The organism is Streptomyces millisiae (assembly GCF_031845425.1).
In the GTDB taxonomy this organism is placed as follows: Bacteria; Actinomycetota; Actinomycetes; order Streptomycetales; family Streptomycetaceae; genus Streptomyces; species Streptomyces millisiae.
In genome coordinates this window covers 21,395-47,911 of the sequence record NZ_JAVREM010000020.1, presented here as the reverse complement: position 1 = coordinate 47,911, position 26,517 = coordinate 21,395, and the positions used below count along the sequence as shown (strand labels likewise).

28 protein-coding genes and 1 tRNA gene are annotated in these 26,517 nt (G+C 74.2%); 11 read left to right on the top strand and 18 right to left on the bottom strand.

The annotated features are described in order from the left end of the window. The first annotated feature begins 51 nt into the window (after positions 1–51). A complete protein-coding gene (locus RNC47_RS17090; protein ID WP_311599719.1) occupies positions 52–843 on the top strand; it encodes an aminoglycoside phosphotransferase family protein in 792 nt (263 codons plus the stop codon). Positions 844–859: 16 nt separating this feature from the next. On the opposite strand, the gene RNC47_RS17085 is transcribed toward RNC47_RS17090, so the two are convergent. Next, entirely contained in the window at positions 860–1,813 is a 954-nt protein-coding gene (locus tag RNC47_RS17085) for a phosphotriesterase family protein (protein ID WP_311599717.1), read from the bottom strand. Positions 1,814–1,921: 108 nt separating this feature from the next. Here RNC47_RS17085 and RNC47_RS17080 point away from each other — a divergent pair, with 108 nt between their 5' ends. Together RNC47_RS17080 and RNC47_RS17075 are read left to right on the top strand one after the other, a co-directional pair. Beyond that, complete coding sequence (locus RNC47_RS17080; RefSeq protein ID WP_311599715.1) at positions 1,922–2,260, top strand: ArsR/SmtB family transcription factor; 339 nt, start codon at positions 1,922–1,924, stop codon at positions 2,258–2,260. After that, positions 2,257–2,541, top strand: coding sequence for a SelT/SelW/SelH family protein (locus RNC47_RS17075; RefSeq protein ID WP_311599713.1), 285 nt, complete (start codon positions 2,257–2,259; stop codon positions 2,539–2,541). Before RNC47_RS17080 ends, RNC47_RS17075 begins: the two co-directional genes overlap by 4 nt. A gap of 9 nt (positions 2,542–2,550) precedes the next feature. Here the strand turns inward: RNC47_RS17075 and RNC47_RS17070 are convergent, their stop codons facing one another. Further along, entirely contained in the window at positions 2,551–3,399 is an 849-nt protein-coding gene (locus RNC47_RS17070; RefSeq protein WP_394814803.1) for a putative RNA methyltransferase, read from the bottom strand. Between the two features lie 143 nt (positions 3,400–3,542). Between RNC47_RS17070 and RNC47_RS17065 the strand changes: the two genes are divergently transcribed. Beyond that, the gene (locus tag RNC47_RS17065) at positions 3,543–4,508 is read left to right on the top strand and encodes a D-2-hydroxyacid dehydrogenase family protein (protein ID WP_311599710.1); all 966 of its coding nucleotides are present in this window, start codon (positions 3,543–3,545) and stop codon (positions 4,506–4,508) included. 6 nt (positions 4,509–4,514) lie between these two features. Here the strand turns inward: RNC47_RS17065 and RNC47_RS17060 are convergent, their stop codons facing one another. Then, positions 4,515–5,132 carry a Uma2 family endonuclease gene (locus tag RNC47_RS17060; protein ID WP_311599708.1) on the bottom strand — a complete coding sequence of 206 codons (618 nt, stop codon included), beginning with the start codon at positions 5,130–5,132 and terminating at the stop codon, positions 4,515–4,517. A 106-nt stretch (positions 5,133–5,238) separates the two neighbouring features. Beyond that, the gene (locus RNC47_RS17055; protein WP_311599706.1) at positions 5,239–5,937 is read right to left on the bottom strand and encodes a pyridoxal 5'-phosphate synthase; all 699 of its coding nucleotides are present in this window, start codon (positions 5,935–5,937) and stop codon (positions 5,239–5,241) included. A 101-nt stretch (positions 5,938–6,038) separates the two neighbouring features. On the opposite strand from RNC47_RS17055, the gene RNC47_RS17050 reads away from it, so the two are divergent. Continuing rightward, positions 6,039–6,596, top strand: coding sequence for a DUF2690 domain-containing protein (locus RNC47_RS17050; protein ID WP_311599705.1), 558 nt, complete (start codon positions 6,039–6,041; stop codon positions 6,594–6,596). 16 nt (positions 6,597–6,612) lie between these two features. Here the strand turns inward: RNC47_RS17050 and RNC47_RS17045 are convergent, their stop codons facing one another. Together RNC47_RS17045 and RNC47_RS17040 are read right to left on the bottom strand one after the other, a co-directional pair. Continuing rightward, positions 6,613–7,341, bottom strand: a complete 729-nt coding sequence (locus RNC47_RS17045) for a hypothetical protein (RefSeq protein WP_311599702.1) — start codon at positions 7,339–7,341, stop codon at positions 6,613–6,615. A 119-nt stretch (positions 7,342–7,460) separates the two neighbouring features. Then, entirely contained in the window at positions 7,461–8,246 is a 786-nt protein-coding gene (locus tag RNC47_RS17040) for a hypothetical protein (RefSeq protein WP_311599701.1), read from the bottom strand. A 215-nt stretch (positions 8,247–8,461) separates the two neighbouring features. Between RNC47_RS17040 and RNC47_RS17035 the strand changes: the two genes are divergently transcribed. Continuing rightward, on the top strand, positions 8,462–9,064 hold the full coding sequence (locus RNC47_RS17035; protein ID WP_311599700.1) for a DUF2690 domain-containing protein: 603 nt from the start codon (positions 8,462–8,464) through the stop codon (positions 9,062–9,064). Positions 9,065–9,365: 301 nt separating this feature from the next. Beyond that, a complete protein-coding gene (locus RNC47_RS17030) occupies positions 9,366–10,568 on the top strand; it encodes a S8 family peptidase (RefSeq protein ID WP_311599786.1) in 1,203 nt (400 codons plus the stop codon). A gap of 59 nt (positions 10,569–10,627) precedes the next feature. On the opposite strand, the gene RNC47_RS17025 is transcribed toward RNC47_RS17030, so the two are convergent. Continuing rightward, the gene (locus RNC47_RS17025; RefSeq protein ID WP_311599698.1) at positions 10,628–11,065 is read right to left on the bottom strand and encodes a hypothetical protein; all 438 of its coding nucleotides are present in this window, start codon (positions 11,063–11,065) and stop codon (positions 10,628–10,630) included. Positions 11,066–11,328: 263 nt separating this feature from the next. Here RNC47_RS17025 and RNC47_RS17020 point away from each other — a divergent pair, with 263 nt between their 5' ends. After that, positions 11,329–11,982, top strand: coding sequence for a TetR/AcrR family transcriptional regulator (locus tag RNC47_RS17020; RefSeq protein ID WP_311599697.1), 654 nt, complete (start codon positions 11,329–11,331; stop codon positions 11,980–11,982). 140 nt (positions 11,983–12,122) lie between these two features. Then, complete coding sequence (locus tag RNC47_RS17015; protein WP_311599695.1) at positions 12,123–13,262, top strand: peptidoglycan recognition protein family protein; 1,140 nt, start codon at positions 12,123–12,125, stop codon at positions 13,260–13,262. 84 nt (positions 13,263–13,346) lie between these two features. Here RNC47_RS17015 and RNC47_RS17010 read toward each other — a convergent pair whose 3' ends face one another. From RNC47_RS17010 to RNC47_RS16995, 4 genes are all read right to left on the bottom strand, one after another. Beyond that, positions 13,347–14,843, bottom strand: a complete 1,497-nt coding sequence (locus RNC47_RS17010; RefSeq protein WP_311599693.1) for a fused MFS/spermidine synthase — start codon at positions 14,841–14,843, stop codon at positions 13,347–13,349. A 64-nt stretch (positions 14,844–14,907) separates the two neighbouring features. Further along, entirely contained in the window at positions 14,908–15,879 is a 972-nt protein-coding gene (locus RNC47_RS17005; protein WP_311599692.1) for a D-2-hydroxyacid dehydrogenase family protein, read from the bottom strand. Then, positions 15,876–17,972: an MmgE/PrpD family protein gene (locus tag RNC47_RS17000; protein WP_311599691.1), complete on the bottom strand. Its 2,097-nt coding sequence runs from the start codon at positions 17,970–17,972 to the stop codon at positions 15,876–15,878. The genes RNC47_RS17005 and RNC47_RS17000 overlap by 4 nt, the downstream gene beginning before the upstream one ends. A 59-nt stretch (positions 17,973–18,031) precedes the next feature. Beyond that, a complete protein-coding gene (locus tag RNC47_RS16995) occupies positions 18,032–19,594 on the bottom strand; it encodes an SLC13 family permease (RefSeq protein WP_311599690.1) in 1,563 nt (520 codons plus the stop codon). A 132-nt stretch (positions 19,595–19,726) separates the two neighbouring features. Here RNC47_RS16995 and RNC47_RS16990 point away from each other — a divergent pair, with 132 nt between their 5' ends. Next, complete coding sequence (locus tag RNC47_RS16990; RefSeq protein ID WP_311599688.1) at positions 19,727–20,542, top strand: IclR family transcriptional regulator; 816 nt, start codon at positions 19,727–19,729, stop codon at positions 20,540–20,542. A 144-nt stretch (positions 20,543–20,686) separates the two neighbouring features. Here RNC47_RS16990 and RNC47_RS16985 read toward each other — a convergent pair. The 7 genes from RNC47_RS16985 to galU form a co-directional block, all read right to left on the bottom strand. Further along, positions 20,687–20,760, bottom strand: a tRNA-Ala gene (locus RNC47_RS16985). Between the two features lie 61 nt (positions 20,761–20,821). Further along, positions 20,822–21,736 (bottom strand): divisome protein SepX/GlpR, encoded by a 915-nt coding sequence (gene sepX, locus RNC47_RS16980; protein WP_394814801.1) that lies wholly within the window; start codon positions 21,734–21,736, stop codon positions 20,822–20,824. A 139-nt stretch (positions 21,737–21,875) separates the two neighbouring features. After that, entirely contained in the window at positions 21,876–22,499 is a 624-nt protein-coding gene (locus RNC47_RS16975) for a GNAT family N-acetyltransferase (protein ID WP_311599684.1), read from the bottom strand. After that, complete coding sequence (locus RNC47_RS16970) at positions 22,496–22,996, bottom strand: MogA/MoaB family molybdenum cofactor biosynthesis protein (protein WP_311599681.1); 501 nt, start codon at positions 22,994–22,996, stop codon at positions 22,496–22,498. The genes RNC47_RS16975 and RNC47_RS16970 overlap by 4 nt, the downstream gene beginning before the upstream one ends. Continuing rightward, the gene (moaC, locus tag RNC47_RS16965; protein ID WP_311599679.1) at positions 22,993–23,472 is read right to left on the bottom strand and encodes a cyclic pyranopterin monophosphate synthase MoaC; all 480 of its coding nucleotides are present in this window, start codon (positions 23,470–23,472) and stop codon (positions 22,993–22,995) included. Before moaC ends, RNC47_RS16970 begins: the two co-directional genes overlap by 4 nt. A gap of 23 nt (positions 23,473–23,495) precedes the next feature. Next, positions 23,496–24,770 carry a molybdotransferase-like divisome protein Glp gene (glp, locus tag RNC47_RS16960; RefSeq protein WP_311599677.1) on the bottom strand — a complete coding sequence of 425 codons (1,275 nt, stop codon included), beginning with the start codon at positions 24,768–24,770 and terminating at the stop codon, positions 23,496–23,498. Positions 24,771–24,795: 25 nt separating this feature from the next. Then, on the bottom strand, positions 24,796–25,707 hold the full coding sequence (galU, locus tag RNC47_RS16955) for a UTP--glucose-1-phosphate uridylyltransferase GalU (RefSeq protein ID WP_311599675.1): 912 nt from the start codon (positions 25,705–25,707) through the stop codon (positions 24,796–24,798). A gap of 162 nt (positions 25,708–25,869) precedes the next feature. On the opposite strand from galU, the gene RNC47_RS16950 reads away from it, so the two are divergent. Then, complete coding sequence (locus tag RNC47_RS16950) at positions 25,870–26,490, top strand: 5-formyltetrahydrofolate cyclo-ligase (protein WP_311599674.1); 621 nt, start codon at positions 25,870–25,872, stop codon at positions 26,488–26,490. Positions 26,491–26,517: the final 27 nt, after the last annotated feature.

The following is a 26,517-nucleotide window of genomic DNA, read 5'->3' as shown; positions in this document are numbered from 1 at the left end:
CCGCCCGGCCCCTCACCGGACGGGGCGGGCCACCGTGCCACACTGCCCGCCATGCACCGTTCCACCGAGGAGACGCCGCTGACGGGCGGCAACGTCAGCGCCGGCGTGGTCCGCGCCGGCGACACCGTGCGCCGCCCCACCGGGCCGTGGACCCCGGCCGTGCACGCCCTGCTCACCCACCTGCACGCGGTCGGCTACCACGCCGCGCCCCGCCCGCTCGGCATCGACGAACGCGGCCGCGAGGTGCTGACGTTCGCCCCGGGCGCCACCCTCTGGCCGGATCGGATGGGCCTGCTCGACCCCGCCGACCGCCTCGCCCACCTCGCCCGGCTGATCCGCGACTACCACGACGCCGTCGCCGACTTCACCCCGCCGCCGGACGCCGACTGGCGGCCCATCATCCCGGTCGAGAACCCCGACATCATCGCCCACCACGACCTCGCCCCCTGGAACCTGGTCGTCGACGAGCCCACCGACACCTGGACGATCATCGACTGGGACGGCGCGGGCCCCGGCACCCGGCTCTGGGACCTGGCCTACGCCGCCCGCGGCTTCGTCCAGCTCACCGCCAACCCCGCCTACCGGCACCCGGATCGGCTGGCCGCCGCCCGGCTGCGGACCTTCGTCGACGCCTACCGGCTCGACGAGCCCGACCGCCGCGCCCTGGTGCCGCTGCTGACCACCCGCACCCGCGCCATGCACGACTTCCTGCGCGACCAGGCCGCGCTGGGCGCCGAACCCTGGGCCACCCACTGGCGCACCGGCCACGGCGACGCCTGGCGCTCCGACGCCGCATACGTCGAGGAACGCACGGCGTTGTGGACCGCCGCGCTCCTCGACTAGGGCAGGTCGCCGTCGCCTAGCGGCCGTTCCAACGCGCCGCGAAGGCCCGGGCCGGGTTCTCGACGAAGACCGCGTTGGCCACCCGGGCGCCCAACTCGCGTTCCACGCGGGGCCGCAGCGTCGCCAGCAGGAACGGCATGCCGGGGCCCTCGCCGCCGGTGGTGGCGCGGGCCCGGGACGTGGTGGTGTCGCCGCCGAGCAGCAGCCGGTCGGCGTGGCCCGCCTCGCAGAGCGCCGCCAGCGCGTCCAACAGCCGCCAGTCGGTGGCGTGGTGGGCGCGCGAGGGACCGTCGAACGCCAGGAACGCGCCCGCCTCGGCGGCCTGCCGGTGCACCCGGGCGTCGGGGGAGCGGTTGAGGTGGCTGAGGATCACCCGTTCCGGCGGCACGTCAAGCCGCTCGCACAGCAGCGCCAGCACGTCCAACGCCGCCGTGCCGCCCTCCAGATGGACCCCGATCGGCGCGTCCGTCGCGTGGTGCGCCTCGGCGGCCGCCGTCATCACGGCGCGGGCGTGCGCGTCGAGACCGTGGAACGCGCCCGCCACCTTGATCATCCCGGCCCGGGCCGTGCCCATCGGGGCGTCCGGGTCGTCGTCGTTGCGCAGGCCGCGCACCAACTCGTCCACGAACAGCTCCGCCAGCCGCCCCGCGACCCGCTCCGTCAGCAACGCGCCCGCGTGCGCCGCCTGGTGGAAGCCGGTGGCCGCGATCACGTGCACCCCCGCCGCCCGCGACACCTCGCCGAGCCGGCCCGCCCTGCGGCCGAGACCGAACGGCGTCCACTGCGCCACCGCCTGCCCGCCGGCCGCCGCGAACGCCCGCAACTCGGCGACCGCCGCCACCGGATCGTCCAACTCCTGCCCCGGCAGCAGCGCCGAACGCAGGAACAGATGGTCGTGGGCGTCGCATACCCCCAGCTCGCCGGGGGCGATGTCTCCCAGGACCGTGCGGATCGTGAGGGCGTCAGACATGCCCGCATGGTAGCCGGGGACGCCGAGGCGCTACCGTACGGTTGCGTCCCGTCGCCGGACGGCCCGTGAGATGGACAACGTGATCCACCGCCCGGAGGATGGGTCGCCATGAGCCACGACCAGCGCGAGATCGGCCCCGTCCTCGTCGCACTGGCCGACCCGACGCGCCGGCTGCTCCTCGACGCGCTGGCCGAGGCCGGCCAGGCCAGCGCCACCACGCTCGCCGGCCGCCTCCCGGTCTCCCGGCAGGCCGTCGCCAAGCACCTCCGGGTGCTGTGCGAGGCGGGCCTGGTCGCGGGCGGCCGGGCCGGCCGCGAGGTGCTGTACCGGGTGAGACCGGCCCCGCTCGACGCCTCGGCCCGCTGGCTCACGGAACTCTCGGCGGCCTGGCGACGGCGCCTCGCCGCCCTCGGCACCCCGACGGAAGGAGAGGTCGGCTCACGGTGACGACCCCGACCCGCCACACGGTCTCCATCGAGTACTGCACCCGCTGCCGTTGGCTGCCCCGCGCGGCCTGGCTCGCCCAGGAACTGCTCACCACCTTCGAGGCCGAACTCGCCCAGGTGGCGCTCGTCCCCGGCACCGGCGGGGTCTTCACGGTCCGCGTCAACGAGGAGGTGGTCTGGGACCGGAAGACGCAGGGCTTCCCCGAACCCACCCAGATCAAGCGCCTCACCCGCGACCGCGTCGCGCCCCACCGCTCGCTGGGCCACGCCGACGGCGGCTGACCGGGCGGCTCACTCCCGCCGGAACACGGCCACCCGCACGGAGACCGTCGCCCGTACCGGCTCCCCCAGCGCCGCCGCCCGCCGGCGCAGCTCGTCCGCCCCGACGTGCCGCGCCGCCGGGCCCATCGACGCCAGCGCCACCGCCTCCGTCGGGGTGAGCTCGACCGGGTACTCGACGGCCTCCGCGTGCTCCGCCTCCCCGAAGTGCCCGGCCAGCGACCGCCGCAGCCGCTCCTCCTTCGCCTCGTCCACCGACAGCAGGCCCAACGGGCCACGCAGCTCCGCCAGATGCCGATCCGAGGGCGTGACGACCACCAGCGCGCCCCCCTCACGCAGCACGCGCCGGAACTCCGCCCCGTTGCGCGGCGCGAAGACGTTCAACACCACGTCCGCCGCGCCGTCCCCGACCGGCAGCGCGCGCCACACGTCGCACACCGCCGCTCCCGCCCGCCCGTGCGCCCGCGCCGTGTACCGCAGCGCGTGCTTGGACAGGTCGAGGCCGAGCCCGACCGCCCCCGGCCGGGCGTCGAGCACCGCCGACAGGTAGTACCCGGTGCCGGCCCCGGCGTCCACCACCGCCCCGGCCGCCGGCGGACACGCCGCCACCACCGCGTCCGCCACCCGCGCGTAGTGCCCGGCCCCCAGGAACTCGACCCTGGCCCGCACCATCTCCGCGCTGTCCGCGTTCCGCGCCGCCGCCGCGGATCCGGGGCCTGTCAGCAGGTTCACATAGCCCTGCCGGGCGACGTCGAACGAGTGCCCGGCCGCGCACCGCAACGCGCCCTCGGCCGCGAACCTCCCGCCGCAGACCGGGCACCTGAGCATGTCGACAACGGCGGGCGGCAGTTCGGGGTTCATCGCGATTCCTTCGGCGGACATGAGGTGACGGCGGCCGGCAGCGGCTCCACGGAGGACCGGGCCCGTGCGGTCCCGTCTCGTACCGGCCGGGTCGCCGGCGCCGCATGGTATCGCCGCCGGCCAACGGGCTATCGTCCCTGACCATGGCTACGAAGCTGCGCTGCGCCGTGCTCGACGACTACCAGGGCGTCGCCCTCTCCCTCGCCGACTGGTCCCCGCTCGCCGACGCCCTCGACGTCACCGTCGTCCGCGAGCACATCGCCGACCGCGACCGTCTCGTCGAGACGATCCGCGACTGCGAGATCGTCGTCATCATGCGCGAACGCACGCCGTTCCCCGCCGAGCTCTTCGACCGGCTGCCGGCCCTGCGGCTGCTCGTCACCACCGGCATGCGCAACGCCTCCGTCGACCTGGCCGCCGCCAGGAGCCACGGCGTCACCGTCTGCGGCACGCTCAGCCGCCCCGAGCCGCCGGTCGAGCTCACCTGGGCGCTGCTCCTCGGCCTGGCCCGCGAGGTCCCGCGCGAGAGCGCCGCCCTCCGCGAGGGCGGCCCCTGGCAGTCCACGGTCGGCGCCGACCTGCACGGCCGCCGCCTGGGCCTGGTCGGGCTCGGCAAGATCGGCGCCCGAGTGGCCCGCGTCGGCGCCGCGTTCGGCATGGACGTCGTCGCCTGGAGCCCCAACCTCACCGACGAACGCGCCGCAGCCGGCGGCGCCACCCGCCTCGCCACCCTCGCCGAACTCCTGGAGACCAGCGACTTCGTCTCCCTCCACCTGGTCCTCGGCGACCGCACGCGATCCATCATCGGCGAGCCCGAACTCCGGCTGCTGCGGCCCACCGCCTACCTGGTCAACACCTCACGCGCCGGCCTCGTCGACCAGACCGCGCTCGCCACCGCGCTGCGCGAGGGCTGGTTCGCCGGCGCCGCCGTCGACGTCTTCGACGCCGAACCCCTCCCCGCCGACCACGAGTTCCGCTCCCTGCCACGGCTCCTCGCCACCCCCCACCTCGGCTACGTCACCGCCGGCAACTACCGCACCTTCTTCGGCGAGGCCGTCGCCGACATCACCGCCTACCTGGCCGGCGAGCCGGTACGCGTCCTGGGCTAGGACGGGCTAGAACTCGATCAGGGCCCGCAGATCGATATCGACGGGGAACGGCTTCTCCGCGCTCAGCTTCTCCCGGTGGATCGCGTACTCGTGGGCGGGGATGTAGGCCCCGGTGTCCGGATCGATCCGGTACTCGTGAACCACCGGAAGGTTCTCCCGGTCACGCTCGACACGCCAGTAGTGCGGCACGCCGGCCTCGACCAGGATCGCCGGCTTCAGCCACTGGTCCCGCCGCTTCGAACCAGGGGAGACGACCTCCACGGCCAGCCGGACGCTCGCCACGGGCACGCACTCCATGGTGAAGGGATCAAGGCCCCGCTTCTCGAAGACGACGACGTCCGGCTTGATGACGGTCCGCTCGTCGACCATCACGCACGTTTCGATCGCGACCTCGTGGGACTCCGGCGCGATCGAGGACAGGACGCGGAAGATCGCGCCCTTCACCTTGTCGTGCCAGTACGGCGTCTGTCCCCGAACCACGATCACACCGTCCACCAGTTCCCAGTCGAACGGGAGCTCGACGTCCTTGACCTGGTCGTACGTCCACCCCTCTTCCGGCGGGCACCACCAGTTGTCCGAGGTCGCCTGGATCTCCTGCGGGCGCTCGGTCATCAGTACTCCCATGGACGCCAGAATGGTCGAGACGGGGGATGTGATCCCTCCATACGACCGTACCCTCACCCCAAGTGATGGACGTGACGGCGCGGCCTTGACGCCGATCCGGATCGCCTCACGGCCACAGCAGCTCGCGCCGCCACCCCGCCCCGCCGGCCGCGCGGCGGTACCGCAGGCGCACGTGCCGCCGGCCCGCGTCGCCCTGCCAGAACTCGACCTCGTCGGCCCACAGCGCGTACACCGTGTGCCCCGGCGGCACCGCGTCCGGCTCGGCGGCCAGCCGCCGCTCGGCCTCCGCCGCCGCGGCCTCGTACCCGGCCGTCGACTCCAGCGGCTCGCTCTGCCGCGCTACCAGCCCCGCCACCCGGCTGCGCGGCGACCGTTTCCGGAACTCGGCCGCCGCCACCTCCGCCGGTGCCGCCTCCACCCGCCCCCGGAGCCGCACCTGCCGCCCCTGGGCCGGCCAGTAACACGTCATCGCGGCCACCGCCCGGTTCGCCAACTGCCGCCCCTTCGGGCTGTCGGCGCTCGCCGCGAACACCCAACCCCCGCCCGCCTCGTCCACGTTGCGCAGCGCCACCACCCGCGCGTCCGGCACCCCGTCGAGGCCGACCGTCGCCAGCGTCATGGCGTGCGGATCGAGCACCCCGGCCGCCACCGCCGCCGCCAGCCAGGCCGCGAACAGCTCACCGGGACCGTCCGGGGCCGCCGCGGCGTCGAACGCCGGCAGCTCCCGCGCCATCAACGGCGTCCGCACCAACAACCGCCCCACCTCGCCAGGACCGGCGGGCCACCACCACTCGCTTTCCGTCATCCGCCCATCATCGCCGCTCACGATTGGCGCGAACGCGCTGTCATGGTCCGCGCATGGCGGGTAACACCCGGAGGAGGGGGGTCCGCGGGTGGGGAGATGGCATGAGCAGCACAACTGACCCGGAGTCCGGCCCTGGGCCGGCCGGCGGCCGGCTGACGAGGGTGTGGCAGGGCTTCCGGCAGCACGTCCTCCGCAACACCCTGATCACGCTCGCCGCCGCCACGGTGGTGACCACCGTGGTGACAGCCGTGACCGAACGCGTCATCGCCGAGGACCCGCCGCCCACCTGCCCCGGCACGGACTGCGGCGACCGCAACCCGCAGGCCACCGGCTGCGGCGACGACGCGGGCTCGCACCGCCCCGCCGAGGCCAACCCGGCCACCCTGGAGATCCGTTACAACCCCCGCTGCCAGGCCGTCTGGGGCCGCATCCTGACCGGCGAACCGGGCGACCGCGTCACCGTCCAGGTCACCGGCGGCGGCGCCACCGAGGCCCAGATCAACTACGAGACCGACCAGTTCACCAAGATGGTCGCCGTCGACCCCACCGCCTTCCGCGTCGAGGTCTGCGCCGTCCCCGGCGACAGCCCCGACCGACAGGCCAGCTGGCAGCGCTACTGCGTCGAGGCCACCCACGAGACGGACTTCGCCCTGCGCTAGCACGGCCGACCAGCCGTCAGCAGTCGTACCGATGCGCGAACGGCCGGTCGGGGCAGGCGGTGCAGACGAAGAGGTACACCCCGCCCAGGTCCCCCATGTCCATGCCGTGGCCCGCGGGCGCGTCGTCGTCCCCGTGCCACGGGCCGGTCTCCGTCGCGGTGACGCTGAGCAGGTGCGCCATCCGGCGACCGCAGCGGCACATGGGCCAGTCGGGCGCCTGCGTCCAGCCGGGGTAGCCGCCGACCTTGCTCTGGATCGTGGTGGCGGCCTCGAAGTAGGAGACCCCGAACCGCCGCTCGACCTCGTCGAACCGGTCGGTCAGCGCCTCGCCAAGCCCCTCGGGCAGGTCCCGGTTCGGGTACTCGACGGCCCGGGTCGGGGTCACCATGCAGGGCCGCGGCACGAAGTCCTCGTCGGCCGCGTACGGTTCCGGCCGGTCCGACCGCAACGCCCCGGCTCCGACGGCCCGTTCGTCGCGCCAGTACAGCCGCGGCGACACCACGTTGACCCCGTCGTCGTGGAGCAGTGGGCACCACACCACCTGGAGCACGTCCGTGCCCGCCGGGAACGGCAACTCCGGCACGTCCCTCGCGTACAGCTGCACCACGGGCACCATCGCCACCGGCTCGGGCCCCACCACCTCGGTGGGCCTCCGCAGCGGCTCGTAGTGCCCCTCGGCGCCGCACATCGGCCACGGCTCGTCCGCCGGCCACAGCAGCGGACCGCCGACCGAACTGTCCCGCACCCCCGGCTCTCCGATCCGAGGGCACAGCAACGTCGTCTGCCGCGCGAGCCCGGTCAACTCCGGGAATAGCGCCTCAACATCGAGGCGGGTCGGTCGAAGCGGCGGGGCGGCGGGCGCGGTCACGGCGCCGGGAGGTCCAGGGTGAAGTCCAGATCATCGATCTCCACGGTCTGTTCCACGGCTGGGGTCTCGAATCCGGGATCGACGCCGAACTGGGTGTACTGGAACTTCTCCACCGTGGTGGTGCCCTGGGCGGGGGAGTCTGTCACCACTCTGAGCTGGACCGGGTAGGGCTCGCCCTGGGCGGCGATCAACAGCTCCGACGTTACCGTGTCGGCGTCGGGGCCCTCACCGCTCTCCTCCCGCCGCACGGCGACCACGGGGACGCGTCCCTGGTCCTCGGCCTCCTCGACCACGAGGCTGGTCGTCTCCAGCCCGCTGTCGGCCGGTTGGCCCGCGAGCACAGACTCCGGGAGGCCGGGCGAGGCGCACAGCTCGGCGTGGGCGGCGATCGCGTCGTGATCGGCCGGGGCGTGCACGTACGACTCCTCATCCAGCTTGAGCCAGAAGTCGTCGCCCTGGCGGGTCATTTCGAGCGTTCCGATGCTGGGGTCGTAGACCTCTCCGAAGCACCGCCCGCCGGACCCGAAGGTGAGGTCGGTGCTGCCAGTCGAGTCGAAGTCCTCGGTGAAGGACACCACTTGGCGGTACCAGGACGCTTCGCCCAGTAGGGCGTCCGTGCGCCGCAGGATCTCCTCGGCGGAGAGCTCCGCGATCCCGTTCGACTCGGCAGACGGTGACGTCGTCGCCGACGGCTCCGGCGCGCCCGCGCCCGCGCTCGCCGAGCCGGCACCGTCGCTGCCGCAGGCGCTGAGCGCGATCGAGAGGACAGACACGGCCGCCACGGACACAAGCGTCACTCGACGCTCATAACTCTTCATGTTTTCCCCACCCTTCGGCCGCGGTCATCATGCCACGCACGGTGACGCCCGCCGTACTCCGGTCCGCCGCCCTCGTGTCGCCGCCGACTTCCGCGTGCCCGCGGGAAACTCGTGACTCCAGGCACGGTGACACGTTGTCAGGGCATCACCGATCGAGGGATGGGGGTGCCGTGGCTGGCGTGGGCTCGAATACGTCGAACGGCTCCGGCGATCCGGACGACGTCGCCACGGCGCCGGGCCCGGGCGCGGGGGAGGGCCGGCTGGCGAGGCTCAGGCACGCCTTGGAGCGGCACCTGCTGCGCAACGCGCTGATCGCCGGCCTGATCACGGCCGCGGCCGTGGGCGCGGTGGAGGTGTTGGCCAGCCGGGGAGCGGAGCGGATCATCCCGCCTCCCGCGCCGGCTCCCACCTGTCCAGGCACGGACTGCGACGGACGTAATCCGGAGACCACCACCTGTGGTGCGGACGCCGGCTCCCATCGCCCTGTCGAGGACAACCCCGCCGTGCTTGAGGTCCGTTACAACCCGCGCTGCCACGCGGTGTGGGGGCGGATTCTGCACGGTGAGCCGGGTGACCGTGTTCGGATCAGCGTTGCCGGTGGCGGGGCGACCGAGGCCGAGATCGAGTGGGGCGACGACCAGTTCACCAGGATGCTCGCCGTGGACCCCGACTCCTTTCGCGTCGAGGTCTGCGCCATCCCCGGCGACAGCCCAGACCGCCAGGCCACCTGGCGGCGCTACTGTGTCGAGGCCACCCACGCCACGGAGTTCGCCCTGCGCTAGCGGCCCGGACGGAGGACACACCCCAGGCGTCCGCGGTGTCGCGAACGAGCCCCTGAGGCGGACGGACCGCGTGGACGCGCTTGCGCCCGGCGAACGGCGTATCGCCTCGTGACGTCAGATTCCGTCTTGGGCAGATGCAATCTGACGTCATGGGGTCCCCGGGTCTCTCGTTCTGGCGTCCGCCCCGGTCCAGCAGGCCCTGCTCGCCCCCTTGTGCGCAGCCGTCCCGGCCGTCACTCTGCCGCCTGGCAGGTGCATGACGCTAAGCCCTGCCTCGACGAGAGGACCCCTCACCGTGACAATGAAGCGCACGCCCCGCAGGGTTGCCCTGGCTGGTGCCCTCACCTTCGCCCTGGGCCTCGGCGCGCTCGCCGCACCGGCCGCCGCCGGGGCCCCCGGCCCGCCGCAGGGGCGCATCGTCCACGCCGGCGCCCCCGACGCCGTCGCCGGCAGCTATCTCGTCCGGTTACGGGAGTCGGCCGCGGCCCCTCGCGCCGGCTCGGCCGGCGCCGAGCGCGTCGCCGAGAGGCATGGCGCGGAGGTCACCGACGCCTTCCCGCTCACCCTCAACGGCCTCGCGGTCCGCGCCACCGAGGCCGAGGCCCGGGAGCTGGCCGCCGATCCGGCCGTCCTTTCCGTCACCCAGGACCGCCTGGTGCGCGGCGCGGCCACCCAGCCGAGCCCGCCCTCCTGGGGACTCGACCGCGTGGACCAGCCCAACCTGCCCCTCGACCGCTCCTACACCTACCCCGACGGCGGCGGCGAGGGCGTCACCATCTACGTCCTGGACACCGGGATCCGGTACGGCCACGTCGACTTCGGCGGGCGCGCCGCCTTCGGCTACGACCGGTGGAGCAGCGGCGGCAACGACGGCTACGGCCACGGCACCCACGTCGCCGCCACCGCGGGCGGCACGAGCTACGGCGTCGCGAAGGCCGCCGACCTGGTCTCGGTCCGCGTCCTGGACGACAACAACACCGGCACCACCACGTCCATCGTGGCCGGCGTCGAGTGGGTGACGGCCAACGCCGAGGGACCGGCCGTCGCCAACATGAGCCTGATCGGCGGCGCCAACGGCCTGATCGACGACGCGGTCCGCGCCTCCATCGCGTCCGGCGTCACCTATGTGGTCGCCGCCGGCAACAACACCGGTGCCAACGCCGGAAGTTACTCGCCGGCCCGGGTGGCGGAGGCCGTCACCGTCGCGTCCAGCACCAACACCGACGCCCGCTCCGGCTTCTCCAACATCGGCCCGGTCGTGGACATCTACGCCCCGGGCACGGACATCGTCTCGGCCTGGTACTCGTCCGACACCGCCAGCCGCTCCTGGTCCGGGACCTCCATGGCCGCGCCGCACGTCGCCGGGGCCGCCGCGCTCTACCTCGCGGACCATCCGGGGGCCACCCCGGCCGAGGTGCGCGACGCCCTGGTCGCGGCCGCCAAGCCGGGCGGGATCGCGCAACCCGGCGCCAACACCACCGGCGCCCTCCTCCAGGTCGACTGACCGCCGCCCGGCACCGGGGCCCCGCCCGCCCTCCCGACGGGCGGGACCCCGGGTGAGCGTCAGCCGCAGATCAGCTCCTTGACCGCCTGGAACGCCTCGTACTCCTCCTTCTGGTCCACCGGCAGCTGGTAGAAGGCCGAGGTGATCCGAGGCACCGACGGTATGACGACGAAGCGGAACTTCTGCCCGTCCGTCGTCGCGACGTGGAACCGGCCCTGGAGGTCCCGCTTCTTCACGTTGCCGCGGTTGGCGTCGGTGATCCGCACCGGGGTGCCGGGCGTGACGGTCCCGTTCTCCTCGTCGACCGGGACGATCACCAGCTCCGTGCCGCCCGGTCTGAAGCCCACCGCGTAGTTGTAGACCTTCGTGCTGCTGAACACGATGTAGTTCCGCTGCCTCATGTCCGACGCGTACACCTTGGTGTAGCTCGCGCCGTCCGGAACCGCGGAGTCGAAGGCCGCGTGGATCGCCGCCTTGAGTTCTTCCTTGCTCGCCACCGTGTGGGCTCCTTGCTCCTTGCGATCGTGAAAGTTTTGCGAACCGCAGGGGGAGCTGGACGTGTCGACGGTCCCCGGGCAGGGCGGGAGGCCGTCTCGCCAGCCGAGGACCGTCGCCCCCCGTCGGTCAGGTTGACTGTACAGCCATCCAGTACACGGGGCAACGGGCCTCCGCCGCCGTCACGCAGAGTGCCGGTGTGGGAGGCGCGACAATGGGAGACGCGGGAGAGCGAGAGCCGGAACAGTGGGAATGGGGTAGCCGAGTGTCACCACGATCCGTGGAGACCAACGAGGAGATGCGGGCACAGTCGCGGGAGCGGATCCTCGCCGCGGCCCTCGAGGTCTTCGCCGAGAAGGGCTACCACGAGGCCACCATCTCCGACATCACCGCCCGCGCCGGCGTCTCCCGGGGCCTGATCACCTATTACTTCCCCGGCAAGCAAAGACTGGTGGACGAGCTCCTCGACCGCTACCTCGACGGCGTGGCCGGCGTCCTCGACGTGACCGGCACCCCCGACGAGCGCCTCGCCGCGATCATCGACGCCATCCTGCACGCCGCGGCCACCACCGTCGGCGTGCAGCGCATGGCGCTCAGCCTGGTGGTCAACCCGGCCACCCACCCCCTCTTCGCCGCCGCCGAGGCCCGCATGGAGGAGCGGCTGCTGACCCTGGAGGACGGCCTGCGCGAGCTGTTCGCCGCCCGCGGCGCCGAGGACCCGGCGCTGGAGGAGGTGCTGCTGCGGAGCGTCCTGGAGGGCGTGATCTTCAAGACCGCCGTCTACGCCGACCAGTACCCGACCGAGCGCATCCGCCACCGCCTCTACGCCATGTACGGCCTGCCGCGCCCCACGACCCCGCTGCTGGACGCCGACCCGCCCCCCGTCGGCCGGATGCGCGCGAGCCGAGCCGCCGACTGACCGGATGCCGGCCCGAGCGGGCGCCCGGACACGGAGCGCCGATGAAGGTCAGGACCAGGCCGTGGAGAGACGGTGGAGCTCTTTCGCACGGCGCGGGCCCTCGTGCCGAACCGGCGCGTTCGCGGCCTAGCATCCCCAAGGTGCGAACACCCCACACCGACCCCATACCACCCACCCACCGCCAGCCGTCCCGCCTGCCACGCCGCGCCGTGATCGGCGCCGCGAGCGGCGTCGCCGCCGCCGGCGTGCTGACCCCGGCCGTCTTCGCGGTCACCGGCTCCGACGACGACACCGCCCAGGACGACGCGGCGGAAAGCACCGGCTCGACCGCCCGGTTCGCCACGACCCGCACCGAGGACACCTCGGGCGCCACGGAGGCGGCCGTCGGCTTCCCCCTCAGCTACCTGGGCCTCCGCCTGCCCGCCGACGGCTCCGAGGCCGCCATCCGCTTCCCGGACGCCGGCGCCGACTGGCGGCCCCTGAACCCGGCCGCCGACTGCGGCCGCGCGAACGAGGGCGCCACGCTCGTCGCCGCGCACGGCGCCTCCCGCTTCGAACTGCGCCTCCCCGACGGGCTCCAGGACGCCCCGGGCCTCGCCGTCGACACCGAACGCGGCACCCCGCGCAGCCAGCGCGTCCCGGACTCGCCGCAGCGCATGCGCGGCACGCGGTACCTCTCCCGGGCCGAGTGGGGCGCGGACGAGTCCCTGCGGTTCGACGAGAACGGCGAGCCGATCGGGCCGCTGACGTACTACCCCGTGCAGGCCATCACCGTGCACCACACGGCGACGACCAACGAGTACACCGACGCCGCCGCCGAGGTGCGGGCCATCTACACCTTCCACATCCAGACCAACGGCTGGACCGACATCGGCTACCACTTCCTGATCGACCGTGAGGGCCTCATCTACGAGGGGCACTACACGGGCGACGACGGCATCCCGGGCCACGACGCCGAGGGCAACGCGGTCACCGCCAGCCACGTCGGCGGCATGAACTCCGGCAACGTCGGCATCGCCCTGCTCGGCACCCTGGTCGACCAGCCGCCGACCGACGCGGCCCGCGAGTCCCTCGTCACGCTCGTCGCGATGCTGAGCCGCTTCCACGGGCTCGACCCACAGGGCCAGACCCGGTTCGTCAACCCCGTCAGCGGTGCGGAGCGCGACGTCAGCGTCGTCAGCGGCCACCAGGACTGGATGGAGACCGAGTGCCCCGGCGCGGTCATGTACGCGGAACTCGACGCGGTCCGCGCGGCGGCGGCGAGGGTGGCGGCCCGCTAGTCGTGTCGGCCCGCCCGATGACCGCGCATCAGCGGGCCGGGAGGTGGGGGCGCCTCCCAGCGCCGGCTGGGGGGCGGGCCCCGCTCATCGCCGCGCGTACGGCGTGAGCAGCTGGTCGACGGGCGCGAAGTCGTCGGTCAGCACCTGGGCGTCGCCGACCCACTCCGTGACCTCCGCGCCGCTGATGATCTCCCACTGCTCGCCGGGACGGAGGTTCCCGCGCCCGGCGAAGCGCTCCCCCCACGCCGCCACGTCGAGCTCCCGGTCCGAGGCCGCGGCCACGAAGTTGCCGCCGGTCCCGTCGTCGAAGGCCCGCCGGTCCGCGGCCACCGCGACGTACTCGAACTCCGCCGCCAGCGTGGCGACGGCGGCCCGGACGAACGCGAGCTCGCCGTGGTCGATCATGTTGACGACGTAGGCGCCGCCGGGCCGCAGCACGCGCTCCACGTCCGCGATCGCCTCCCGGGTGGTGAGGTGCCACGGCACGCTGATGCCGCCGAACGCGTCACCGACGACCAGGTCCCGGGAGTCGGTGTCGATCCGTCGCAGCCCCATCCGGCCGTCCTCCACCCGCACCCGCAGGTCATCGCCCGTCTCCGCGCCCAGCCACGCCCGGTCGACGTCGACCACACCGGGGTCGATCTCGGACACCACGCTGCTGGAGCCGGGCCGCACCGCGCGCAGGTAACTCGGTATCGAGAGGCCGCCCCCGCCCAGGTGGTAGGCGTCCAGCGCCTCACCCGCCGGGTACGCCGTGTCGATCACCGACGCGATGGCCCGCACATAGCCGAAGTCCAGGTGCTCCGGGTCGTCGAGGTCCACGTACGAGTGCCGCAGCCCGTCGAGCACCAGCGTCCGGCCGCTCTCCCGCGCCGGATCCGCGACCACCCGCGCGCAGTGGTACCGCGTCTCCGCGTCACAGCCACTCGGCACCGCCGCGCTCCCCGCGACGCTGCCGCCCACGACCACGCTCGCCACCAGCGCCCGCCGGCCACGCCGCCAGTCCCGCATCGACGCGTCGACCAGCACCCCCGTCAGCACCAGCAGCACCCCGAGCCCGATCAGGATCACGCTGACCGGCACCAACGAGATCAGCACGAAGCCGGTCAGCACGGTGCCGGCGATACCGCCCGCCGTGCCGATCCCCGAGAGCCGTCCCACCACCGTGCCGGTCACCGCCAGGTCGGTCAGCATCAGCTTGGTCACCATCGGCGTCACCGCCGTCAACAGCGCCGCCGGCACGAACAGGCAGGCTCCGCCGACGAACAGCGCCGTGGAGCCCCCGGCCTCGCCGACCAGCCGCACCAGCGCCGGCGTCACCGCCACCGCCACCCCCGACAGCGCGAGCAGCGGCCCGAGCGCCCGCCGCGGCGCCACCGCGTCCGCGGCCCGGCCGCCGGCCCACGACCCGAACGCGATCGCCGACAGCGCGATGCCGATCACCATGGTGTTCATCTCCATGGTCAGCCCGACGTACGGCGCCAGCAGCCGCAACGCCACCAACTCGACGACCAGCACGGCCGCCGAAGAGCCGAACACGAGCACGGCCCCCAGCCGGGGCCCGATCCCTGGCGCACTCACCGCTCCACCACCCTCACCTGCCTGCGGTCACGTCACCGCGAACCTACAAGCAGCGGAAGGCCCCTCAGAAACGGGCGGGTTCCAGCCGGCGGATCGGCGAGCCCGCGAGGAACGCCTGGATGTCCTCGACGGCCTCGCCGTAGTACCGGCGGTAGTTGCCCTCGGTGACGTAGCCGAGGTGCGGGGTGGCCAGCAGGCGGGGCAGGGTGCGCAGCGGGTGGTCCGCCGGCAGCGGCTCGCTGTCGAACACGTCGAGGCCGGCGCCGGCGATGGCGCCCCGCTCCAGCGCGTGGCCGAGCGCGCCCTGGTCGACGATGGCGGCGCGGGAGGTGTTCACCAGGTACGCGGTCGGCCGCAGCAGCGCCAGCTCCCGCGCTCCCAGCAGACCGCGGGTCCGGTCGCCGAGACCGAGGTGGACGGAGACCACGTCGCTGGTGCGCAGCAGCTCGGGCAGGGACGCGGCCGGCGCCACGCCGACCTCCTCGCTCCGCTCCCTGGTGAGGTTCGGGCTCCAGGCCACCACCTCCATGCCGAAGGCGAGGCCGACCCGGGCCACCCGGCTACCGACGTTCCCGAGCCCGAGCAGTCCGAGGCGCCGGCCGTGCAGGTCGGCGCCGACGGTGGACTGCCAGGGGCCGCCCGCGCGCAGCGCCGCGTTCTCGGCGACCAGGCCGCGGGCCAGACCGAGGATCAGCGCCCACGTCAGCTCCACCGGCGGCGTCGGCGAGCTGGACGTGCCGCACACCGTGACGCCCAGCCGCTCGGCCGCCGCGTGGTCGATCACCGAGTTCCGGGTGCCCGAGGCGACCAGCAGCCTGAGCCGTGGCAGCCGGGCGAGCAGCGAGGCCGGGAAGGGCACGCGCTCGCGCAGCGTGACGACGATGTCGAACCCGGCCAGTGCCGCTGCCAGTTCGTCCTCGGTGCCGAGGTGTTCCGGGAAGCCGACCACCGCCACCCGGTCCAGGACGGGTGACCAGTCGGCCATGGCCGTGGCCACCCCCTGGTAGTCGTCGAGGACCGCGCAGCGCGCCCTCACGCGGGGGCCCGGTGACCGAGTACGGCATCGAGGGCCGGCTCGTCCAGCAGGTCGGCCCCGGTCAACGGGGGCTCGGCCTGCCGCGCCAGCAGGCTGAGCAGTCCGCGACGCCCCGTCAGCGGCAGCGCGGGGCCGGTGAATCCGCCCCGGACCAGCGCCGTCGACGTGACGGCGTCGGCCGCCGCGAGCCGCGCCCGCCGGGCGTCGGCGGAGCGCGACGTCGCGGTCCCGGTGACACCGGTGGCCTGGGTGCCGGCCAGGCCGATCGCCATCAACGCGGTGCGCGGCGCCGGCCGGTGGGCCGCGACCGTCGCGAGCGCGGCGGCGAAGCCGGGCAGCTGGTCCACGCCCACGCCGAGCCGCGCCGCGAGCCGCGCCGTGACGGCCAGCGCGGCCGCGACGGCCCGGGCCGCGTCCGCGCGGGGCAGGTGCCGAGCCGTGCACGGCGCCACCGCCGCGGCCACGGCGGGCCGGTGCCCGGCCAGGACGAGCGCCTCCGCGACCGCCCCGGCCCGCTCCCGCTCGTCGCCGTCGCCGTCGCCGTCGCCGTCGCCGTCGGCGGCGACGTCACGTCGAACGCGGACGCCCTCGTCCAGGAGCCCGCCCACCGCCACCACGTTCCGGTGGTCGGCGGGCAGCAGCCGCACGTCGGCCAGGAGTTCGGCGAGCGCGACGTCCTCCGCCGACCCGGCCGGGACGCCGTCGGCCTCGACGGCCGGGGCCCGCACCCCCGCCCCGTCGGGCTCGACCGCCGCCAGCAGCCCGCGCAGATAGCCCGGGCCCGGCTGCCGCGTCGCCGCGTCGAGCGCGTCCGCGCCCCCGGCGCGCACCCGGTCGACGAGCCCCCGGGCCTTGGCCCGCAGCTCCTCGTCCGTGAGCGGTCGCGCCAGGCTGCCCCTGGCGTGTGCCACCTCGTGCGTGAGCACCTCGCCGTCGGCCAGCGTCACCTCGATCCGGGCCGCGTCCCGCGCGCACTCCTCCCGGGGCTCGAAGACCACCAGCGAGCGCAGCCGCCGCGCCTCCTCGGACACCACGAACCCGTCGGCGTACGCGGCGAGGTCCACCGCGGGCCGCAGCAGCCCGGCCGCCACCCCGTGGGCGGTGGAGAACCGGGCCTGGAGCCCGTCCTCCGGCCGCACGTTCCCCGTCAGCTCCGGGACCAGCGGGTGGCACACCAGCCGGATCGCCCGCACCGCCGCCGGCCCGCCGCGTTCGGCCACCGGCCCGTGCAGCGCCTCCGCCGCCTCGATCGCCGGGTGCGTGACGATCCCGCACGGATAGGGCTTGAACGTGTTGTCCAGCAGCTCCCACCGCCGTCCCACGTCGCCCAGCAGCGCGTCCGCGTCGAACGCCCCCCGCGCCAGCCGCGGCACCAGCCCCTCCGGGCCGGTGAGGGAGTCCCCGGGGCCCGGGCGGCCCGGGTCCGTCGCCGCGTCCCACGCCGCCCGTAGCCCGTTGACCGCCGCCTTGCCCGGGTGGAAGGGCTTGGTCATCGACCCGAAGGCCTCCCGGTTGCCGAGCCCGCCCTCCACCGCCCACTCCAGCGCGGTGGTGAGGCCCGCCGCGCCGAGGCCGAGCAGCAGCCCGGCGGTGACCGCCGCCCCCACCGCGCCGCAGGTGCCGGTGATGTGCCAGCCGGCGTCGTAGTGCGCGGGCGAGATGGCCACCCCGAGCCGCAACTGCGCCTCCACGCCCCAGGCGAAGGCCAGGAGCACGTCGTCGGCGTCCGCGTCGGCTATCTCCTCCCGGAGTCCGGCTAGCCCGACCAGGGCGCCGAGCCCCACCGCCCCCGGGTGGATGACCGTGCTCAGGTGCGTGTCGTCGTAGTCGTCCAGGTGCGCCGCGATGCCCGTCGCGAGGGCCGCGTCCAGCGGGTGCAGCCGCTCCTGACGCCCCGGCGGTCGGGCCGCGCCCCCGCCGAGTCCGGCGGTCGCGGCGACGACGATGTCCGTCGCGGGCTCCCGGGCGGCGCCGACGGTCGTCGCGAGCACGTTGTAGAGGGTGCGCCGGGCGGCCTCCCGTACGTCGCCGGGCAGGGGCGACCCGGCGTGCGAGGCGACGAGGTGGGCGAGCCGGTCGAGCGGGCCTGACATGGATCTCCTCGGTCTTCTGGTGCTTCTGGTGCGGGTGGGTGGAAAAGGAGGGGCGGCGGTCACAGGCCGACGAGCGGCGCCATCGCGAGGACGCCGGCGACGAGGATGGTCACGCCGATGAGGTCGAACACGAACCCGCTGCGGATCATCCGCGTCATCGGCACCATCCCCGAGCCGTAGACGATGGCGTTCGGCGGCGTGGACACCGGCAGCATGAAGCCGTACCCGGCGGCGGCCGTGGCGACCAGGCCCGGGATCAGCGGGTTGACGTCCATCGCGACCGCGATCGGCACCACGATGGGCACCACGATCCCGGCGCTCGCCGTGTTGCTCGTGGTCTCGGAGATGAGCAGCCCGGCCACCGCCGCGAGGATCGTGATCGAGACCAGCGACGACACGCCGAGGCGGTCGGCGAGCGAGGTGCCCATGGTCTCGGCGAGGCCGGTCTCCGAGGACAGCGAACCCATCACCGTGCCGGCGCCGAACAGCAGGATGACGCCCCAGTCGATCCTGACCGCCTCGTCCCAGGTGAGCGTGGGCGCCCGCCGCGCGGCGTCGCCGGTCCCGGCGAGCGGCAGCAGGAACAGCAGGGTGGCCGCGGCGATCGCGGCGACCCCCTCGGTCAGGTGCTCGTGCATCCAGGTCACGGCCCCGTGGTCGTCCCCGAGCAGCAGGCTCGCGAAGCCGGGCAGCGTCCACCCGACGACGGCGAAGGCGAACGCCAGGCACGTGTTGGCCTCCCCCCGGGAGAACCCGCCGAGCTCGGCGCGCCGCCCGGCCACGTACTCCTCGGCGCCGGTCAGCTCGCGCACCTCGGGGCGGTTGAGCCGGAGCAGCACGAGGCAGAGCGCGCCGAACATCACCAGCACGATCGGGGCGAACAGCAGCACCCACTCGACGAAGTTGATCGTCTCCCCGGTCTGCTCCTCGACGAGGTCCCGCCCGATGAGCTGGTGCGGGGCGCCGATGGGCGTCAGCAGACCGCCGATCGAGGCGCCGTAGGCGATCACCAGCATCAGCGCGGTGGACCACCGTGAGAAGCGCAGGTCCTGCCCGCCCTGCCCGGTGCTGATGGAGCTGACCGCCCGCACGATGCCGATGCCGATCGGGAACAGCATGGCGACGGTGGCGGTGTTGGAGACGAACGCCGAGATGACGCAGGCGATCCCGCCGAAGGCGATCACGGTGCGCACCGGGGAGCGGACCACGCCGCCCACGGACAGCACGCGCAGCGCGATGCGCCGGTCCAGGCCGTGCACGGTCATGGACCTGGCGATGACGAAGCCGCCCAGGAACGTGAAGATCGTGTCGTTGCCGAACGCCCCGAAGACGGTGTCCTCGTCGCCCACGCCGACGAAGACGCACAGGACGATGCCGAGCAGCGCGGTCGCGGCCAGAGGTATGGCCTCGGTGACCCACCAGACGATCATCAGGCAGAGCACGGCGGCGAGCGCCCGCTGCTCCCACTCGAGACCGACGGCGGTCAGGAGCATCAGGCCGAAGGCGAGGGGGCCGAGCCCCAGGCCGATGCGTCCCCTTATCGAATCGAAACGTTCCTGGCTGTCCAAGGTGCTTGCGGCGGCCTTCGAGGCGGCCGCGCCGCTGCGGTCCTCGATCTTCATCGGTCCTCCGTACTGCCGAGTGGTGCCCGTATTGCGGTACGACGTTCTGCGATGCGGGCACCCTAGGCCGTGTTCGTCCCCTCGACAAGGGGCGCGGACGCCGGGAAACGGCGCGACGTCTAAGCTGGCCACGTGACGGCACCGGGAGAGAACCCTGCGGAGTCGGTCGGCCGGCCATCGGGGGTGCAGTCGATCGACCGGGCGATCGCGATACTCACCGCCTTCTCCCGCGCCCGCCCCGTCCTCGGCATCAGCGAGCTCGCCCGGCACACCGACCTGACCAGGGGCACCACCCACCGGCTGGTCAGCTCCCTGGCCGCGCACGGCATGCTCGCCCAGGTCCCCGGCTCCACCACCTACTCGCTCGGCCCCCGGCTCCTGGGCCTGGCCGAGGCGGCGCGCGACCAGCTCTCACTCGACGTGCAGGCGCCCCCCATCATGAGCTGGCTCCGCGACCAGACCGGCGAGACCGTCGGCCTGCACATCCTCGACGCCCTGCCCAGCCGCCGCACGATCGCCCAGGTCGAGTCCCTGCACCCGCTCCGCCGCACCTACACCGACCTCGGCGCCGCGCTGCCGCCCCACCTCGGCTCGCCGGGCAAGGTCCTGCTGGCCCACGCGCCGGGCACCGTCGCCCAGGACGTCCTCGCCGACCTCCGTCGCTCGGACCCGGCCGAGGCCGACGAGGTGGCGGCGGCCCTGGACCGGGCCCGCGCGGACGGTTACGCCATCTCCATCGAGGAGCGGGTCAAGGGCGTGGTCGCCCTCGCCGTGCCCGTCCGGGACCACAACGACGCCGTGGTGGCGGCCCTCACCGTCTCCATCCCCGCCGTCCGCGCCGGCCGCCCCGAACTCCTCGCCATGCTCCCGCTCGCCCGCGAGGCCGCCGCCCGCCTCTCCCACCGCCTCGGCCACGCCCCCGAGGCACCCGCCCCGGAGGCCGACTGACGTTCCCGCGGCGCCTGTTCGAGGGTGTCCGTGCTTCCGCCCAACCTGACGTGCCCGCCCGGAAACGCGAAATCCCGCCCGATCAGTGATCGGACGGGATTCCGTCTGTCCGTTCCACCTGGTACTGGGAACGGCACTTGCCGGTGGACCTGAGGGGATTTGAACCCCTGACCCCCTCGTTGCGAACGAGATGCGCTACCAGGCTGCGCTACAGGCCCTTGCGACTCGGAAACTGTAGCACCCGGGGCGGGGCGGACCGAAATCCGTTCAGGGGGGTGGTCACTCGCCGGAGGCGCGGCGGTGGCGGTCGTCGTCGGGGTCGGCGTACTGGTCGAAGAGGGGCGTGCGCTGCGGGCCCGGCTGCGGGGTGGCGGTGGGGTTCGGGGTGGCGGCCGTGGTGGAGCGGGCGGCGGACCAGGTGTCGGGTGCCTCCAGGTCGATGCCGCGGTTGGTGCGGGGGGCGACCGGCGCGTTGACATAGGTGGGCAGGGGGACCGGCGCCGGGTCCCAGCTCTGGGGCTCGTCGTCCAGGGCCGGGGCGCGGCGGCGCTGCTGGTCGACCCACTCGGCGTGGTCGGTCTGCTCGACGATGGCCTTGGACGGCTTCTCCGGCCTGGCGGCCGTGCTCGCCTGCGTGCGCTGGCGGAGCCGGCGGGCGGCCTCCTCGGCGCGGCGGCGGTCGAGGGCGACGGCGTAGCGGTGGCGCTCCTGGCGGCGCACGTGGACGACGTAGGCGGTGAGGAGCACGGCCGGGATCGCGGGCAGCCAGACGAAGCGGGTGCCGGCGGTGAGGGTGACGATGCCGCCGAGGGTGAAGGCGAGCAGCAGGACCATGGTGGTTCTGCGGCGTCGGGCCAGGACCTTGGCGCGGCCGCTCGGGGCGGGCGCCGCGGCCGGGGCCGGGGCGGGCGCGGGGTGGTCGGCGGCGACGGGCTCGGCGAAGGCCCGGACGTCGGCCTCGACGTCCGGGTGCGCGTCCGCCGCTGGCACGGCGTCGTCGGCGGCCGGTTCCGGCGTCTCCCCCTCCGCCGACTCCTCCGACGCGCGTCTGCGCGTCAGCAGCCGGATGGCGGTGCTGAAGCGTTCCGTCGGGCGGGCCTCGTTGAGCTCGTCCTGCCTGCGGAGCCACATCGGCACGAGATACGCGGCCCAGGCCCCGACGATCATTGCGAAGATGAGGCCACTGCTGCTCACGCTCACACCGTAGAGGGGTTTGCGGGAGTCCATCTGCCAAATGGTGCGGTGTGTCGCACGATCAGGCCGTCATCCCGGGTATTTCTTCGGATTGTTATCAGGGAGGTAACGGCCCACCAGGCGTATTCGAATGTGTGTTTTATTTCTGGGGGGTGCGCTGGGCCTCGTGCCAGCGGGTCAGCAGGCCCTCGGGGACCTCCTCCGCGGTCAGGGCGAAGACCAGGTGGTCGCGCCAGGCGCCGTCGATATGGAGATAGCGGGGGCGCAGACCCTCCTCGCGGAAGCCGAGTTTCTCCACCACGCGCCGGCTCGGGGCGTTCTCCGGGCGAATGCAGATCTCGATCCGGTGCAGGCCGAGCGTGAGGAAACAGTGGTCGGTGACCAGCGCCACCGCCGTCGGCATGATGCCGCGGCCGGCGGCCGCGCGGTCGATCCAGTAGCCGACGTGACCGGCGCACATCGAGCCCCAGGTGATGCCGGCCACCGTCAACTGCCCGACGAGCCGCCCCTGGTAGGTCACGACGAACGGCAGCATGCGGCCGGCCTGGGCCTCGTTGCGCAGGTGCCTGACCATCTGCCGGAACGTCGGCCGCCGCGGCGGCACATGGCCGGGCGGCGGGGGCGGGATGCTGGCCTCCCAGGGGCGCAGCCAGTCGCGGTTGCGCTGGTTGATCTCGCGCCAGGCGCGGTGGTCGCGCTGTCGGATGGGCCGCAGGCCGACGTGGTCGTCGACCAGCTCGACGGGCCAGGTGGGAACGTTCATCTCGGGTGGTCGCCGCCGCGCAGCTGGTCGACGGCGTGCCGCAGCAGCGGGCGCAGCACGGTGAGGCCGTCGCGCACCCCGCCCGGCGAGCCCGGGAGGTTGACGATGAGGGTGCGGTCGGCGACGCCCGCCAGGCCGCGGGAGAGGGCGGCGGTCGGTACCTTGGCGATCCCCGCCGCGCGGATGGCCTCGGGGATGCCGGGGATCTCGCGGTCGAGGACCGCGCGGGTCATCTCCGGGGTGCGGTCGGTGGGGCTGAGGCCGGTGCCGCCGGTGGTCAGGACCACGTCGTAGGCGGCGGCCACGGCGTCCCGCAGGGCGGCCAGCACGGGTTCGCCGTCCGGGACGACGAGGGGGCCCTGGGTGGCGAAGCCGAGGTCGGTCAGGGCCTCGGCGAGCAGCGGCCCCGTGGTGTCCTGGTAGACGCCGGCCGCGGCGCGGTTGGAGGCGGTGAGGGCGAGGGCACGGTAGGGGGCGGGCGTCGTCGGGGGCGTCATCGCTGGCGGCTCCAGTCGCCCGACGCGCCGCCGGTCTTCTCCTCGACCCTGACGTCCGAGATGACGGCGCCCTTGTCGACCGCCTTGACCATGTCCACCACCGTCAGCGCGGCGACGCTGACCGCCGTCAGCGCCTCCATCTCCACGCCGGTGCGGTCGGTGGTGCGGACGGTGGCGGCGATCTCCACCGCGTCGTCGGCGACGGTCAGCTCGACCCGGACGCCGGAGAGCGCCAGCGGGTGGCAGAGCGGGATCAGTTCGGGGGTGCGCTTGGCGCCCATGATGCCGGCGATGCGGGCGGTGGCGAGCGCGTCGCCCTTGGGCACGGCGCCGTCCCGCAGCAGGCCGACGACCTCGGATGACACCAGCACCCGCCCGGTGGCCCGTGCGGTGCGCGTGGTGACGGCCTTCTCCGACACGTCGACCATCCGGGCGGCGCCTTGGGCGTCGACATGGGTGAGATGAGGGGCGCTCATGAGGAGCTACGGTACTCCCCGGCTCAGCCCAGCAGCACCACCGTCAGTTCGGTCCCGGGGGCGACCTCGGTCAGGTCCTCCGGGACCTCGACCAGCGCGTCGGCGCGGGCGAGGGCGGCCAGCAGGTGCGAGCCGGCGCCGCCGACCGGCGCGACCGTGCCGAGCGGCTCGCCGGGCGCCGCCGGGGCGTAGGCGCCGCGCAGGAACTGACGGCGGCCCGGCGGCGAGGCGAGCGGGGCGTCGGCGACCAGCCGGGCCCGGACGCGCGGGCGGTGCGGGTCCTCGGCCGGGAGCCCCGCCATGGCGCGCAGCGCGGGGCGGACGAACAGCTCGAAGGAGACATAGGAGCTGACCGGGTTCCCGGGCAGCGCGAACAGCGGGACGCCGGCGGGGCCGAGCAGCCCGAACCCCTGCGGCTTGCCCGGCTGCATGGCGAGCCGGCGGAACTCGATCCCGGACTCCCGCTCCAGCGCCTCCTTGACGACGTCGTAGGCGCCGACGCTGACGCCCCCGCTGGTGACGACCAGGTCGGCCCGCGCCAACTGGTCCTCCAGCACGGCGCGCAGCGTGGCCGCGTCGTCGGCGACGGCGGCCACCCGGAAGGCCACGGCGCCGGCGGCCTGGGCGGCGGCGGTCAGCGCGAAGCTGTTCGAGTCGTGGATCCGGCCGGGCTCCAACGGCTCGCCGGGCGCGGTCAGTTCGCTGCCCGTGGAGAGGACCACGACCCGGGGGCGCGGGCGGACGGGCACGGCCGGGCGGCCGAGCGCGGCGAGCAGCCCGAGCTGGGGCGGGCCGAGCACGGTGCCGGCGGGCAGCGCGAGAGCGCCGGCCGGCGCGTCGCTGCCGCGCGGCCGGATGTGCTGGCCCTCGGTGACCGGCCGGTGGACGCGGACCTCGGGGCCCGGGGCGCCGGGGGCCATGGCGCTCGCGGGGCCGCCGCCGGTGCCGCCGTCCGTCCACTCCACCGGCACCACGGCCTGGGCGCCGGGTGGGACGGGGGCGCCGGTCATGATCCGGGCCGCCTGTCCGGGGCCGACGGTCGGCAGGTTGCCGCTGCCGGCCGCGACGTCCCCGACGACGCCGAGGACGGCGGGGAACTCCTCGGTGACGCCCTCGACGTCGGCGACGCGCACCGCGTAGCCGTCCATCGAGCTGTTGTCGAACGGCGGCAGCGCGGCGGACACGGTGACGTCCTCGGTGAGCACGCAGCCGGCCGCGTCGAGCAGCGGGAGCTCGATGGGGGCGAGCGGCCGGACCGATCGCAGGATGTCCGCCAGATGTTCGTCGACTGACCACATGACGGACAGTGTGTCAGTCGCGGCGTCAGTCGAGAGCCGGCATCTCCTCGGCGACGTACGCGCGCAGCCAGGAGCGGAACTCGGGGCCGAGGTCCGGGCGTTCGCAGGCGAGCCGGACGATGGAGCGCAGGTAGTCGGCGCGGTCGCCGGTGTCGTAGCGGCGGCCCTTGAAGACGACGCCGTGCACCGGGCCGCCGGGCACGTCCTTGGTGGTCATGGTCTGCAGCGCGTCGGTGAGCTGGATCTCGCCGCCGCGCCCGGGCGGGGTCTTGGCGAGCACGTCGAAGACGCCGGGGTCGAAGACGTACCGGCCGATGACCGCGTAGTTGCTGGGCGCGTCGGCGGTGTTCGGCTTCTCCACCAGGCCGGTCACCCGCATCACGCCGTCGGTCACGGGCTCGACGGCGGCGCAGCCGTAGAGGTGGATCTGCTCGGGGTCCACCTCCATCAGCGCGATGACGCTGCCGCCCCGCTCGGTCTGCACGTCGATCATGGTGGTGAGCAGGGGGTCGCGGGGGTCGATCAGGTCGTCGCCGAGGAGGACGGCGAACGGCTGGTCGCCGACGTGCGGGGCGGCGCAGGCCACCGCGTGGCCGAGGCCCTTGGGGTCGCCCTGGCGGACGTAGTGCAGGGTGGCGAGCGAGGTGGAGGCCTGGACGCGGGAGAGACGCTCCTCGTCGCCCTTGCGGCGCAGCGCGTCCTCGAGCTCGTAGTTGCGGTCGAAGTGGTCCTCGACCGGGCGCTTGTTCCGCCCCGTGATCATGAGCACATCGGTGAGACCGGCGGCCGTCGCCTCCTCCACCACATACTGGATCGCCGGCTGGTCGACGACCGGCAGCATCTCCTTGGGCGTGGCCTTGGTGGCCGGGAGGAACCGGGTGCCGAGCCCGGCGACGGGGATGACGGCCTTGCTGAGTCGGGGGCGTGGTGACGTCATGCGGTCACCTTATCCATCTAGTGTGCCTGGACCGAGCACTTTGCAGGTGAATGCAGATGAACGTCACGTTATGAGCAGTTTTGCATTGACTTTGAATGCGTGTGAATGGGACTGATTGGGTACGGTCGCCGGAGACTTGTGAAGGGAGCGTGGGCGGTAACAGTGGAAGCGAGCCCGGAGATCGCGGCGCAGAAGCGCGAGGTCAGGCGCGACCTGCTGGCGGTGCGCGCCGCCATGGCGGACGACGAGGTGGCGCAGGCGGCGCGCGAGCTGGCCGAGCGCGCCCTTGAGCTGCCCGAGGTGGCCGAGGCACGCACCGTCGCGGCCTATGTGTCGGTGGGTCACGAGCCCGGCACCGCCGCGCTGCTCGCCACGCTGCGGGCGCGCGGGGTGCGGGTGCTGCTGCCGGTGCTGCTGCCCGACGACGACCTGGACTGGGCCGAGTACGAGGGCGCCGGCCGGCTCGTGGAGGCCGAGCACGCCGGCCGCATCCGGCTGTTGCAGCCGGGCGGCCGGCGCCTGGGCCGGGACGCGGTGACCGAGGCCGACGTGGTGCTGCTGCCGGGCCTCGCCGTGGACACCCGCGGGGTGCGGATGGGCCGCGGTGGCGGCTCCTACGACCGGGTGCTGGCGCGGATCACGGCGGCCGGCGCGCGGCCGGCGCTGGTGGCCCTCGTCTACGGCCACGAGCTGGTGGACGCGCTGCCGTGGGAGCCGCACGACCGGCCGGTGCAGGCGGCGATCACTCCCGAGGGCGTGCACCGCTTCACCCCGGTCGAGTGAACCGTTCACGTCGGTGAGGCACTCGGC

What these genes read in the sequence shown, in the direction of transcription:
- RNC47_RS17090 (WP_311599719.1), top strand. Translation starts at nt 52, where the DNA reads ATGCACCGTTCCACCGAGGAGACGCCGCTGACGGGCGGCAACGTCAGC.
- RNC47_RS17085 (WP_311599717.1), bottom strand. Translation starts at nt 1,813, where the DNA reads ATGTCTGACGCCCTCACGATCCGCACGGTCCTGGGAGACATCGCCCCC.
- RNC47_RS17080 (WP_311599715.1), top strand. Translation starts at nt 1,922, where the DNA reads ATGAGCCACGACCAGCGCGAGATCGGCCCCGTCCTCGTCGCACTGGCC.
- RNC47_RS17070 (WP_394814803.1), bottom strand. Translation starts at nt 3,399, where the DNA reads ATGAACCCCGAACTGCCGCCCGCCGTTGTCGACATGCTCAGGTGCCCG.
- RNC47_RS17065 (WP_311599710.1), top strand. Translation starts at nt 3,543, where the DNA reads ATGGCTACGAAGCTGCGCTGCGCCGTGCTCGACGACTACCAGGGCGTC.
- RNC47_RS17060 (WP_311599708.1), bottom strand. Translation starts at nt 5,132, where the DNA reads ATGGGAGTACTGATGACCGAGCGCCCGCAGGAGATCCAGGCGACCTCG.
- RNC47_RS17055 (WP_311599706.1), bottom strand. Translation starts at nt 5,937, where the DNA reads ATGACGGAAAGCGAGTGGTGGTGGCCCGCCGGTCCTGGCGAGGTGGGG.
- RNC47_RS17050 (WP_311599705.1), top strand. Translation starts at nt 6,039, where the DNA reads ATGAGCAGCACAACTGACCCGGAGTCCGGCCCTGGGCCGGCCGGCGGC.
- RNC47_RS17030 (WP_311599786.1), top strand. Translation starts at nt 9,366, where the DNA reads ATGAAGCGCACGCCCCGCAGGGTTGCCCTGGCTGGTGCCCTCACCTTC.
- RNC47_RS17000 (WP_311599691.1), bottom strand. Translation starts at nt 17,972, where the DNA reads ATGTCAGGCCCGCTCGACCGGCTCGCCCACCTCGTCGCCTCGCACGCC.
- RNC47_RS16995 (WP_311599690.1), bottom strand. Translation starts at nt 19,594, where the DNA reads ATGAAGATCGAGGACCGCAGCGGCGCGGCCGCCTCGAAGGCCGCCGCA.
- RNC47_RS16975 (WP_311599684.1), bottom strand. Translation starts at nt 22,499, where the DNA reads ATGAACGTTCCCACCTGGCCCGTCGAGCTGGTCGACGACCACGTCGGC.
- RNC47_RS16970 (WP_311599681.1), bottom strand. Translation starts at nt 22,996, where the DNA reads ATGACGCCCCCGACGACGCCCGCCCCCTACCGTGCCCTCGCCCTCACC.
- moaC (WP_311599679.1), bottom strand. Translation starts at nt 23,472, where the DNA reads ATGAGCGCCCCTCATCTCACCCATGTCGACGCCCAAGGCGCCGCCCGG.
- glp (WP_311599677.1), bottom strand. Translation starts at nt 24,770, where the DNA reads ATGTGGTCAGTCGACGAACATCTGGCGGACATCCTGCGATCGGTCCGG.
- galU (WP_311599675.1), bottom strand. Translation starts at nt 25,707, where the DNA reads ATGACGTCACCACGCCCCCGACTCAGCAAGGCCGTCATCCCCGTCGCC.